This window comes from Nocardia sp. NPDC059154 (assembly GCF_042755705.1).
In the GTDB taxonomy this organism is placed as follows: Bacteria; Actinomycetota; Actinomycetes; order Mycobacteriales; family Mycobacteriaceae; genus Nocardia.
Genome location: NZ_JBHZCS010000054.1, coordinates 1 through 12,299, shown reverse-complemented (window position 1 = coordinate 12,299; position 12,299 = coordinate 1). Strand labels below are relative to the sequence as shown.

The window sequence follows — 12,299 nt, the reverse complement described above, 5'->3', positions numbered from 1 at the left end:
TGTCGGCCAGCACCCGATCTGGTCGCGCCCGCGCCCGCCCACCACCGAGTCTCGGCACCGAAATGCTATCGAGCACCGCGGTGAACTGTGGACTGTCACCGGCCTGCCCTGCGGTGACCAGCACCGACAGCACCCGGCAGTCCCGGTCACACGCCAGATGCAACTTGCTGGTCCACCCGCCACGCGAACGCCCCAACCCATGATCGGCGGGCTCGTACTCACTCGGCCCGGCCGGCGGTTCACCCTGCCCGCCACTGTCATGGCGGGCACCGGCGGCATGCGGGTGCGCCCGGGCGGTCGTCGAGTCGACGCTGACCTGCCAGTCGATCACCCCGGCCGCGTCGGCCAGAACTTGCAGTGACGTGACGATCGCGGCCCACGACCCGGCCCGCTGCCAGCGGCGGAACAACGCATACACCGCTTGCCACGACCCGTATTCGGCTGGAACGTCACGCCACGGCACCCCGGCCCGGCACCGCCACCGGATCCCGTCGATGAGCTGCCGTTTCGTCCACTTCGGCGGGCGTCCCGCCTTCTTCCCGCAGGGCAGCAACGGCTCCAACCGTGCCCATTGGGCATCGGTCAGGTCCGCTCGCCCCGCCACCGCTACGCTGGTCAACGAGGTCTCCGGTTGGTCTCCGGTTTTGCTTGGTCGCTAAACCACCTACCGGAGACCTCGCCTATATGCCAACGCGGCCAACAACCTTCATCAAACATGCTGATGGGGCGGCACCGCTACGCGGTGCCACCCCATCACTCACTTCGAGACACAACCTAGGTGTCTGCGCAGGTGCACGCGCCCCACCCGTCGGCGTCGAATATCGCGGGCTGCTGCTCGATCCCCTGGCGGAACTCGTTGAGCGGCAGCAGTTTTCAGTATCCCGTCGGTGCGGTCGCGCAGAATCGACACGTCCTCGCCCAGGAGGGAAGGGGGCGTTCTCCTCGGCTTCCCATTCGAGATAGCGCGGGCGGTTCACCGTCAGTAGCAGGCACCAGGGTGCCCGGCCACCGCGTACGCAGCCGCCCCCGCAATCGGCGCGGCTGAGACCCTGCGAACTGCGGGTGCCGCATAGCAGGTCTATCGGTGGAGAAACCTCGTGATGGTCACGCGGGTTCCCAGAGATCGCTATCCCGAGCTCGCGCCGCTGATGGTCGACCTGCACAGCACCGATTTGGTTCGCGCAGACATCGCCGTCTGATGGGAGCTGGGCACCGAAGGCGAAACCTTCGCTCGCACCGCTGATTTCGACACATTCCCCGAATGGATCCGGCAGCGCTGGCAGCAGGCCGTCGACTGCCTTACCACTATCAGCCACCGCGAGGATTCGACGCCGGTAGTGCGGGGCCGCGGCTTCACGAAATCTGCGCCGGAGCCAAGACCCGCGACGGCAAGGTCGCCAACCGGCCCATACGTGGCGTTGGCGGTCACCTGCGAAGGCGGCCGCGAGATGCTCGGATGTTGGGCCGGCGATGGTGGTGAGGGCGCGAAGTTCTGGCTTCGCCAGCAGGGTACGAGCCTGGCATCTGGCCCTCCGCAGCGTCGGTCGTCATGGTCAATTCCTTACCGATCTCGACGCTACCCAGTCTCGTCCCAAGTGAGCCACGCAACAGAAATAGGTATGCCCTCGGCAGTTCGGCCGTCGCGGGTAACGCCCGTCGCGCAGGACGCTTTGGGCGACACCGTCCTTCGTGAGAGATGCAAACGTGACGTCGGGATGGAAAACATCGCGCCGGCTTCCGAGGAGAAAACCGAGAGAAAGAAATAAGGATGAAAAAGTTCGTTGCGGTAGCTGCTGGTGTGGTCGCTGCGGTGGGGATCGCGTCCGGTTCGGCCGGTGCGCAACCCGCCGCAGATGGCGTGGTCGATTTCACCGCTCGCGCCACCGATACCCAGTCCATCATCACCAGCCAGGCCGGTTCGATGGTCGTCGAGGACGGTGTGTTCAAGGTCAAGGCCGCCAACGGCACCGTACTGACGGGTATGCCGCTGCGGTTCCGGGTCGATGATTTCGAGTTCCCGATCGCGGCGGATATCGCCGGCCGTTCTGCGACGTTGACGCCGCAGTACGACACGGCGCATGCGATGTACAAGCCGGTGGCGTTGCCGTTCGAGGACAAAGCGCCGTGGAAGAGCGACTATGACCGTGAGCAGGCGGCGTGGTCGCGTTTGACCAGCACCATCTCCATGGGCGCGACCATCGGCACCGCGGTCGGTGGTATCGGCGGTGCCGCGCTGGGTTGCGTGCTCGGCGGTATCGCAGGTGCGACCGTCGCGGCGGCGACGATCATCGGCTTGTTCGGAGCTTTCCTTCCAGCGGCGGCGATCGGCTGTCTCGGCGGGATCATCGCCGTCGGTGCTCTGGGCACCGTGGCGGGTCAGTTGCTGGTGACCGCTCCGGCGGCGATCGTCGCCGCCATCCAGTACTTCACCACTATCAACGAGCCAACATTGCAGGCGAAGTAGATAGTGGTGAAGAAACCCGACATCGAGTTTCGTCGGGGGACACCCGACCCGCCCGGCCACCCGACCGGGCGGGTCTTCCCTCGATCCGACATCAGCCCACCACTCGCAGCCCAACCTCAGCAAAGACCGCCACCATCCCTCATGGCAGGACTCGAGTGTTGTCTGTATAGAACCATCCATCACGCTTCTGGAGCGCCTCCAGCGCGGTGCGGAGGGCAGCTCGCATGAGATGGGATCCCGCCCTTCGCTTTCCCGGTCGCCATTTGCAATCAGACGTCCCTGTCCCCGGCAGTCGAGGCGAGTGATGTCGTCGGGGAGTATCCGGGCCGGTTCGCCCGGATCGTTGCCGCATTGGATCTAACCCAGCCGATCGACCGCGACATCGACTGGTATCCAACCAGTGCCCCGACAGCGATTTCCTAACTGTCGGTGAAATCTTCAGGCATACGGCCAACCCGGATCGCAAGAAGTCGTTCGATACTCGCGCAGTCATCCCGGCCGTCGCGGACCAGAACGACCTGATGCTGGCACGTTGGCCGGACATGACTGACACCTCAGCTGCTGTGCTTCATCAGAATCGAGTCCCGACATGCCCCCGCGTCACGGCTTCGCGTCAGCCGATGGGCCCGACAGCTACAAAGCCGGAATAGTTGTTCCACGTTCATCGAAGAAAGGTCGCCCATGCGCTGAACGCCGCCAGCAGCAACCGGCCCGCAGCGGGTCCTGGCGAATCTGTCCAGCTTCAACCTATCCCCGGAATCTACACGGACGCTGCAGACTCGAGCATGGCGCCGAAATCGGCCGAGCCGACCGAAGTTGAGGAGCGAATTGCATGCACCGTGTCGGTGTTTGATCGGTGGCGGCACCATGGGTGCCGGCATCGCCGAGGTCGCTGCCCGCGCCGGCGGTGAGGTCCTGGTCCTTGAGCGCGACATCGACAGCGCCTACCTCGCTCGCGCGCATCGCGCGCTCCCTGACCCGCGCGGTCGAGGCAGGCAAACCGAGGTGGCATCGCCCAGTGGGTCCGGCCTGGCGCAAAGCGCAGCTCTCGATCCGGAGGGTCCCTGATCTTTTGGATCGGCCTTGACGCTGGCAGAGGTGCTATGTAGTGTGACATTACACTAAAACTTCAGAGACATATCTAATCTAGTGGTGCCGTGCGTCGAACTGCCTCACGACCGGGGCGTCACGCGGGTCGCTGGTCGTGGATGAATTCCGATGAACTGTCGTGTTGGCCATGGCTGGCTTTGGTGGGCCCTTGAGGTGTCCAAGTACTGGTGCGACTGGCTGACAGGACGGGAAAAAGTGGTCAATACCATCGAGAGCGTGAACGAGGCTGAGCAGTCCCTTGCAGAATTGAAGGCTGACTGCTTGCTTGCTTCTAAATTCCTTGGAAGTGCGTTTTGGGGTCTTAACCTCATGCTCTTGCGCCACAAGGGTGCTCAGGCTGTAAAAGACCTGCAGGTGATCGAGTTCCAGGATCATCAGGCTGATCATTTCATTGATGGAATGACAAAGCTTGGTATTATCTGGGACCCGCCGGCGGTAGCCGCGGCCAAGTATCACTACTTCTCAAATATTCTAGGCGGTCTCGATGTGGAGTATATCGAAGAGACCCCAAAAAAAGTTTGGCTACGATACCACGGCCCAAGCGGTATGGGGCTCGGGATGATTCCTGGCGGAGCGTTTCGCAGGTACCTGGGCGGTTCCTGGCACCGTCTGGACGGAAAATTCATGGGCGTCCCGAACCTTGGATGGGTTGCAACGAAGGCGCTCATGGACGGTGACCCGTACGACGAGGGCTACTTCATCGAATACGACCATGAAGTCGACTTCAATGAGCCACTTAAGGTTGAGTTTGTCGACAGCACGCCAGAGTTTGACGCGAGTAAAGCGCCGCAGCTGGATCCGGCTGTATGGACAGAGGGACGACGCCTCAAGGTGCTTCGTAGCTATTCTCGCAGCTACCTTTTCTCGGCTTTCAGGGCGCTTACCAAGCTTGTAGGCGAAGTCACGGCCAGTTGGCTACTCGAAGAGACAATGAGACGTATCGCCGTTCAGTATACCCGCGAGCTTCGGCGGGAAATGGGGCTCGAGAACGCGGGTCTTGCATTGGTTAAAGATTTTACTCTCGGTTTGTTGCGTGCATGCGGCCAAGAGCTCTCGGTTCTCGAGGATAGCGAGAACGCCTTTTCGATTCGTGTTTCCCCCATTCGGGAATTCAAGGCAGTTTCATCGGATAGGGTCCACGCTTCCTTGTTCGCATTTTATGCGACCGCAGTGCGTGTCCTCGATGGGCATACCAGCGTTTCTCGTGTGCCGGATGAAGGAGAATCCACAGCGGTTTGGAATTTTAAGGACGAGGGAAAATGGATCTGGTGACAAGTCCGGCTTCTTGTTGGCCAGGCGAGATCGGAAATTCCTCCACGGAAGTGTTGCGGAGTACTTTCGGCCAGCTGGCGAGAAGTCATTCTAAATGGCGGATCCTGTCGTACTCGGCAGACTGAAGGCGCCTCTCCAGGTTGTCCCGCAGAGATGAATGGCCTCGAGTGTAAGACCGCTGCCTTTCGACCAATCGCCGTCATTGAATGGCCTTTGGGGTAGCGAAGCAAGGAAGATGGTTCCCTTCAGCCGCGCATGGCAGGGAGGAAAGTTCGGTACACCGTGGATGCCGCGTAGGGGGGCATTTCGGTATTACATAGCCAGCGAAGAAAGTGAGTAGTCGATGCCTCAGACAACATCCGATAACCTCGTCGAGTATAGCGTTCAGGACGGTATCGCCGTGATCCGGTTGAACCGGCCGGACGTACGCAATGCACAAAACGGCCGTTTGCTCTACGCATTGGATGACGCATTTAAGCGTTTTGCCTACGACGATTCCGCCCGGGTTGCAATCCTTGCAGGGAACGGACCACACTTTTCTTCCGGCCATGACTGGGGGGCCACGGCGGACCGGGACGTCAGCTTCGAGCGAGTTTCATTGTGGTGGGACCACGTCGGGAAGCAGGGAGCCGAAAATCGATTCGCACGGGAGAGCGAACTGTACGTAGGACTGTGTCGCCGATGGCGTGAGCTGCCTAAACCCACGATTGCCGCAGTTCAGGGCGCGTGCATTATGGGTGGACTAATGCTTGCGTGGGCGTGTGACCTCATCGTGGCAAGCGAAGACGCATATTTCGCCGACGTGACTGTCGAGTTCGGCCTTCCTGGTGTTGAGATGTTCGCGCATCCTTGGGAGCTTGGAACGCGACGTGCGAAGGAGCTCCTCTTCACGGCAGGCAGACTGTCAGCAGATGACGCATATCGCGCGGGAATGGTGAATCATGTTGTTCCTTCCCAGGAATTGATGGATTTTGCGCTGGGGCTAGCCCAGCGCATTGCACAACGTCCGCAGTTCGGACTTGCGTTGGCCAAGCAGGCAGTTAACCAATGCGAGGATCTCATGGGGTACCGGAGCGGGACAGACTCGGTGTTCGGCCTTCATCAGTTGGCCCATGCCCATAACGCGGAGGTGCTGGGTGACATGAATGGCAACGGCACGACCGGATCAGTGAAAGCGGCATTGGCCAGCGACCCGACCAAGCCTGGTGCGCCCACCCCTAGTCCATAACTTGGTGCGGCATAGTTGCTGCGCACCAGATTTGGAAGCTACTTGGGATCTCGGTTGACTGGCCTCACCGTACGAACCTTGCTTGGGTAGCCTCGCTCATGGTGGAGGATACGATTCGTTAGGGCCAGCCCAGCCTCTAACTCGCCTCCGTCCCTGAAGGTATAGGCTGCGGATGATTCCTCAAGTGGACGGCGTTGCTGATCCTGCGTTTCGCGTGAAGTAGGAATAAATCAGCGAACCTGAACAGCTATTTCAACTTCATAGTGTAAGTTATGGTTATGTGGGCCCTTTGTTGCGAATGATGCGCCGGTCGACGTTTCGCCGGGCTTGTTGGCCTGCCTCGGGCAGGAGATAGCATAGGCGTCCCGAAGATCGACCCAGTAGTCGTCGTACGGGTGGTCGAGAGCTTTGTTAGTTATACACGCCTCTTTGCGGCCTTGGCGATATGTCATGACCGGCGGAGGCATCTTCGGCTTGAGGAGAGGTCAAGTGGCTGAAAGCAGCAACGTAATGACGTACCTGGAAACATGGTCGTCGAAACAGCCGGACAATTTGGCTCTGGCTTTTGCAGAGCGGTCTTACACCTATGCAGAGGTGGAGGCGGAGACCAATCGTCTTGCTTATGGTCTTAGTGAGCTTGGTGTGAAAAAGGGCGACTCGGTGTGTCTTCTGATGCCGAATTGTGCCGAGTTTGTCTTTATGTGGTTTGCGCTCGCGCGTATCGGTGCAATCAGTGCACCTGTGAACGGCGAGTACACTGGCGACCGGCTCGCTCGTCTCATCAACCTCTCGAAGGCCCGTGTCGTTGTCTCAGACGCCAGATTCGACAGCGTATTGACGGGCGCAATTGATCTTGCGCCACAGGTTCACACCATCATTCGAACTGGTTCGGATGAAGTGTTCCGGCCGGAGCAATGTCGTGTGATTGCCTTCAGTGATTTCGGGATGGCAGGGACTGCTGCGCTTTCGCCGATCCCTGTGCGGCCGAATGACCCTCTGATGCTTGTGTTTACATCTGGAAGCACGGGTGAGGCAAAGGCGGTGGAACTCAGCCACGGGTACGCCCTCTTTTCTGTGATGAACAAAGTGCGGCATATGGGCTATTGTCGAGAGGACGTGTTCTTCACCTGCCTCCCACTTTTCCATGCAAGCGCGGCGTTGGAGACAGTGTTGCCAGCAATTATCCTCGGTACATCGGCGGCCGTCATCGAGAAATTCTCCGCTTCCCAATTTTGGGAGCAAATTCGCCGCTTCAATGCAACCGTGTTCGTAGCGGTTGGCGCTATGCAGGGGATCTTGCTCAAGCAGCCGCCGAGTGACCGAGATCGTGATCATCGGGTACAGCGCGTCATTTGCGGTGCTGTGCACGACCGCGTGCGTGAATTCGAGGACCGATTCGGCATTCGGGTCCTCCAGTACTACGGTAGTACCGAGTGTGGCTCGGTCGCCTTCAACCTTGATGGTAAGGCTGAACCAGGGCTTATCGGGCGCGCCTCGGAGAACCATGAGATCATCGTGGCAGACGAGGATGATCGACCAGTTCCTATCGGAATGGTGGGCCAACTTCTTGTGCGGCCGAAGGTGCCTCAGGCGAGCATGACAGGGTATTTTGGCGACGGTGCCGAAACCGCCCGGGTGTGGCGTAATCTCTGGTACCATACAGGCGATCTAGGCTACAGTGATAGTAGCGGTACGTTGCACTTCGCCGGTCGGGCGAAGGACGTTATTCGGCGACGGGGCCGGCAAGTAGCGCCAGCAGAAATTGAGACGGTCATCCGGGCGCATCGTGATATTAGCGACTGCGCTGCAATCGGGGTACCGTCAGAGCTGAGCGACGAAGAAGTGAAGATCGTACTCGAACCGATTCCCGGCGCCGAGCCGAGTATCGAAGAAATTATGAATTTGGTGCATGAGAGGCTTCCTCGATACATGTATCCCCGGTATATTGAATTTGTCGATGAAATCCCCAAGCTGGCAGTCGGGAAAGTTGATAAATCGGCATTGCGGAAGAACTGGCAGACTCCACGAACAATCGATGTGGAGAAGCTCGGTACGGCAGAAGCGAGTTCGCCCTAGCATCGAGCGGCGCGCCTCGTTTCTAGCGCCGCGTCCGAGAAGGTTGGTGCTGGAACCGCCGCCCGGGGCGGCGGGTTGATCCTCGGCGGGTGAGCTGTGATGCTGCCCGTCGAGGTGAAGTCGGTCGCTCGCAATCCTGATGTGTTCGGTCAGAGCGGTGACCCCGGAAGAGGGTCGCAAACTGGCTCAGATCGCGCGGCGCAGCAAGCAGCCGATCCGGATGCGGCAGGTGGTGGTGGTGATGGCGTCAGCGCAGGATCAGCCGGTCGGGTTCATCGCGAAGCTGATGCAGGTGTCGGAATCGTATGTGCGGCAAGCGATCCACGACTTCAACGAGAAGCGGTGAGGATCTGGTCGGCGGTTTTGGTCCAGACGAAGGGTTTCGGATTTTCGTTCCAGGACTGGATCCAGGCTTCGACGTCGGATTCGAGTTCGGTGACGCTGCGGTGGGCCGATCGGCGGGTTTGCGGTTGGTGAGTTCGGCGAACCAGCGTTCGACGAGGTTGAGCCAGGAGCTGCCGGTAGGGGTGAAGTGCAGGTGGAAACGCGGGTGTGTTGCCAGCCATCGGTTGATGGCGGGGGTTTTGTGGGTGCCGTAGCCAGTTGTCGCACGGGTCAGATCACAGCCCGGGACGGCACTCGATCATCCTCACAGTTGTCGCAGATCAGGTGGAGATCCAGGTCTGCGGGGGTGCTGGTGTCGATGGTCTTGAGGAACCGCAGGAACTCCTGGTGGCGGTGCCGGCGGTGGTGCTGGCCGATGACTTGGCCGGTGGCCACGTCCAGGGCGGCGAACAAGCTGGTGGTGCCGTGCCGGACGTAGTCGTGGGTGCGGCGTGCGGGCACTGCGGGCATCGTCGGCAGCATCGGCGCCGACCGGTCCAGGGCTTGCATCTGCGATTTCTCGTCCACACACAACACCACCCTTGGGGGCGATCGTGTGTAGGCGGGTTCCAGTAGAGTCTACCGGTGTATCTGCATGTTTCCGACGGTGTGGTCGAAAGGCCGGCGCAGTGGCGTAGCAGCCTGCGACACTGAATGGATGTGACCTGCATCGATCCATCGGGCTCTCGGGGCCGGTTATGATGAGCGGCTGATGTGGTGTGTTAGGGGCTTGGTCACAATGCTGACATTGCGTGGACATTTCTCTGCGGTCACAGTCTAAACTGGCGTCATGCGCCAATTCAGCAACGCTCAACTCGACGGCCGTAAGCGGGTTCAGGCCGGAAGGCGTCTGGCGGATGATGCCTACCTGCAGATTCGGGACCAGATTATTACAGTCTCGATACCCCCGGGCGCACCGTTGGACGAGGATGCGCTGGCTGACGAGCTGAAGATCGGGCTCACTCCGGTCAGGGAAGCGTTGAAGCGGCTCAGGCTGGAGCGGCTGGCGGTTATCTATCCCCGGCGTGGGACGTTCGCCGCGGAGATCAACATCAGCGATGAGCGGTGGTTAACTGAAGTTCGGGTGGAATTGGAAGGTCTCGCAGCGGTATTGGCTGCTGAACGCGCGTCTGAGGATGACCTGCTCGGCCTCAAAAGCTTGTTGGACACGATGGAGACAGCGGACGATCCTGTTGAGCTCATGTCTATCGACACCGAGCTCCACAGGGCCATCTACGCGAGTGCCCGGAATCCATTTCTGGAAGACACGCTGAATCAGTATCTCAACCTTGCTCTTCGCATCTGGCATTATTGCTTGAACCGGATGCCTGAACATACCTCGCACGACTGTGATCAGCATGCGGTCGTTCGAGCTATCTGCGATAGAGACGTCGTGGCTGCCCGTGCAGCTGCTGAAGAGCATTTGCGTTCCTTTTCTGAAGAGGTTCGCACGCTACTTATTTAGCGCTCCGTAGCGAGGAGGAGGCAGGATGGGGCTAATAGGTCGTCGACACTGACTGCACCTTTTTGGCACTGCATCTCGCGTTCACTTCGGAGCTGAACATGCGATTCACTGTATGGCCAAGGGTTCGAAGAACTTCGCTGGTGCCAAGCCTTGTTGAGCTTGACGCGAGTAATCACTGACAAGATCGCGAGCTGGCCTGTGGGGGTCAGGCATTGAGAAGTCATTTGCTCGATTGCCCGTTGGCCCTGCTACATTTTCCAGCACATTCATTATGAACCGCAATAGGAATTATTGTATCAATTACCTTCCGGAATTGGCCCTAACCAAGGATGATAGGTGGAGCACCTGAACACTCATTGAGAGGCTTTTACCGTGACCAGGGCGGCCGACAGTCCCCAGGCAACCTCAAAATATCAGCTCAAACGGATGCCCCGCCGTGCAAGGTTTGCTGCGCTGGGGTCTAAGAATTTCCAGCTATACATTGTGGGCCAAGTAATAGCAACCACCGGATTGTGGGTACAGCGCATAGCGCAGGATTGGCTCGTACTCAGCCTAACCGGAAGCGCCACCGCGGTCGGCGTTACCAGTGCACTGCAGTGGGCTCCCATGATTGCCTTTGGCCTGGTGGGCGGATGGATCGCCGACCACCTACCCAGACGACGGGTACTGCAAGTCACCCAAACCGCCGCAGGTGCCGTGGGCGCCACGCTCGCCGTATTGACGCTTTCGCATCATGTCACTGCCTGGCACGTCCAACTTTTGGCGGCAGCCCTGGGCACGATCGCGGCAATCGAGCTGCCGGTGCGGCAGGCATTCGTTGCCAACCTGGTCGACGACGATCAATTAGGAAGTGCTGTCAGTCTAAGCTTTTCAGCGTTCTACCTAGGCAATTTCGCCGGCCCGGCGATAGCAGGGCTGCTACTCACCAGCGTCGGACCTGGGTGGGCTTTCGTGGTCAACGCGATTGCCTACACCGCACCACTTACCGCGCTTGCGTGCATCGACTCCGACCGCCGCCGGGGACCCCGGAGCGCAGCGAATCACGAGACAAGGTCAGCTCCGGGCGGCCTGCGCATACTGCTGCGACGAGCTGATATTTGGCGGCCAACGCTAATGGGTGGGTTCTTCGGGATGTTTACATTCAATTTGCCGGTCATCCTCTCCACCTATGCACGCACCGCCCACACCGGCGCGGCAGGCTACGCTGTACTGACTTCTGGCGTCGCTCTCGGTTCAGTGATCGGAGGAGTGATCTCTGCGGGGCGGGCCGGAATTACACCGGCGGCACTGAGCAGAGCAGGATGGATCTTGACGTGCACATACCTCCTGGCAGCTGCTATGCCGTCGTTGTGGAGCCTGGCATGTGCGTTGACTGCAGTCGGTATCACGAGTACCCAGCTGTTCACCGCAACAAATTCCAGTGTTCAGATTGCTGCTGGGCCGGTGCTTCGTGGACGCGCATTGGGCATCTACCTCATATCGATAATGGGCAGCGGCGCGCTCGGAGGACCGATACTCGGATTAATAGTCCAACGCTTCGGGACCCGGATGGGATTTGTACTGGCGGGAGCAATCCCAGTGGCATTTCTGTTGTTGGTATCCCTCACCCAGATCGCCACGCAGGCTTCACGATGCACCCGCACCGCCAGCTCCATCCTGGCCCGAGAAGTCAAAGCGACCTCCACATCGACCCCGGCGGTCTTGCGTCCCACGTTCAGCTGCGCCGCTTGCCGCACGCTGACCAGCATGTTGCTCCAGCTCCGCAGCTTGAGTTTCTGCAGGTTCCTGACCGTGGCCAGAGAACCCTCCCGCTCCGCCTTGAAGATCCGCTGCCGTAGCCGCCGTACGTTCTCCTCACGCAGGCCGCCAGTCGATGGCGGCCCAATCACGTCGCACACCACCGCTGGTGGTAGAGCTCGACCAGCTCGGCGGCGCGGTAGCGGCGGGGATCGGTCAGTGCCGTGATCAGCTGGTAACGCTCGAGGCGTCGCACCACCCGGCCGTCGCGGGTGCCGGCGATGGCGATGTCGGCATCGATGATTCGCACCGCAACCGGGCGATGCGGGTCAGCCATGACCTGCCTCGATGACGGGTTGGCCCGGGCGGGCTGGGACTGCGGGTCGAGTCCGGTCCGGCGACTACTCCACTCCGGCCACACCAGGTACGTCCAGCCGCCCTTGTCTGAGCTTGAAATTTAACCTCCGTGGCCGGTGGTGTGACCCCGGTTGATCATGCAAGCAGCCCTTGTCTGATGATTGCTGTTGCGACACAAGCAATTTCATACAAGGGCTGCGGTGATA

General features: G+C 60.0%; 10 protein-coding genes and 3 pseudogenes. 9 read left to right on the top strand and 4 right to left on the bottom strand.

Annotation, left to right across the window (positions count from 1 at the left end; translation table 11 throughout):
• A partial coding sequence (locus tag ACFXN1_RS35815; RefSeq protein WP_379463784.1) for an IS5 family transposase occupies positions 1-619 on the bottom strand: 619 nt, incomplete at its 3' end.
• A 756-nt stretch (positions 620-1,375) separates the two neighbouring features.
• Here ACFXN1_RS35815 and ACFXN1_RS35810 point away from each other — a divergent pair.
• The 7 genes and pseudogenes from ACFXN1_RS35810 to ACFXN1_RS35780 all read left to right on the top strand — a co-directional run.
• Positions 1,376-1,499, top strand: a pseudogene (locus tag ACFXN1_RS35810) (transposase); the annotation flags it as partial.
• 269 nt (positions 1,500-1,768) lie between these two features.
• Complete coding sequence (locus ACFXN1_RS35805) at positions 1,769-2,464, top strand: hypothetical protein (protein ID WP_379446039.1); 696 nt, start codon at positions 1,769-1,771, stop codon at positions 2,462-2,464.
• Between the two features lie 867 nt (positions 2,465-3,331).
• The gene (locus ACFXN1_RS35800; RefSeq protein WP_379446040.1) at positions 3,332-3,532 is read left to right on the top strand and encodes a hypothetical protein; all 201 of its coding nucleotides are present in this window, start codon (positions 3,332-3,334) and stop codon (positions 3,530-3,532) included.
• A 195-nt stretch (positions 3,533-3,727) separates the two neighbouring features.
• Entirely contained in the window at positions 3,728-4,846 is a 1,119-nt protein-coding gene (locus tag ACFXN1_RS35795) for a hypothetical protein (protein ID WP_379463783.1), read from the top strand.
• A gap of 343 nt (positions 4,847-5,189) precedes the next feature.
• Positions 5,190-6,074: an enoyl-CoA hydratase gene (locus ACFXN1_RS35790; protein WP_379405112.1), complete on the top strand. Its 885-nt coding sequence runs from the start codon at positions 5,190-5,192 to the stop codon at positions 6,072-6,074.
• Positions 6,075-6,563: 489 nt separating this feature from the next.
• Positions 6,564-8,150 carry an AMP-binding protein gene (locus tag ACFXN1_RS35785; protein ID WP_379446042.1) on the top strand — a complete coding sequence of 529 codons (1,587 nt, stop codon included), beginning with the start codon at positions 6,564-6,566 and terminating at the stop codon, positions 8,148-8,150.
• A 157-nt stretch (positions 8,151-8,307) separates the two neighbouring features.
• Positions 8,308-8,496 (top strand): hypothetical protein, encoded by a 189-nt coding sequence (locus ACFXN1_RS35780; protein ID WP_379446043.1) that lies wholly within the window; start codon positions 8,308-8,310, stop codon positions 8,494-8,496.
• Here the strand turns inward: ACFXN1_RS35780 and ACFXN1_RS35775 are convergent.
• Positions 8,480-9,095, bottom strand: a pseudogene (locus ACFXN1_RS35775) (transposase); the annotation flags it as partial. The gene ACFXN1_RS35780 and the pseudogene ACFXN1_RS35775 overlap by 17 nt on opposite strands.
• A 229-nt stretch (positions 9,096-9,324) precedes the next feature.
• Here ACFXN1_RS35775 and ACFXN1_RS35770 point away from each other — a divergent pair.
• Complete coding sequence (locus tag ACFXN1_RS35770; protein ID WP_379446045.1) at positions 9,325-9,999, top strand: GntR family transcriptional regulator; 675 nt, start codon at positions 9,325-9,327, stop codon at positions 9,997-9,999.
• A gap of 426 nt (positions 10,000-10,425) precedes the next feature.
• A pseudogene (locus ACFXN1_RS35765) lies at positions 10,426-11,556 on the top strand (MFS transporter); the annotation flags it as partial.
• Here the strand turns inward: ACFXN1_RS35765 and ACFXN1_RS35760 are convergent.
• Both ACFXN1_RS35760 and ACFXN1_RS35755 read right to left on the bottom strand, forming a co-directional pair.
• Entirely contained in the window at positions 11,469-11,888 is a 420-nt protein-coding gene (locus ACFXN1_RS35760) for a reverse transcriptase N-terminal domain-containing protein (RefSeq protein WP_379463790.1), read from the bottom strand. The pseudogene ACFXN1_RS35765 and the gene ACFXN1_RS35760 overlap by 88 nt on opposite strands.
• Positions 11,885-12,073 (bottom strand): hypothetical protein, encoded by a 189-nt coding sequence (locus ACFXN1_RS35755; protein ID WP_379446047.1) that lies wholly within the window; start codon positions 12,071-12,073, stop codon positions 11,885-11,887. The genes ACFXN1_RS35760 and ACFXN1_RS35755 overlap by 4 nt, the downstream gene beginning before the upstream one ends.
• Between the last annotated feature and the right edge of the window lie 226 nt (positions 12,074-12,299).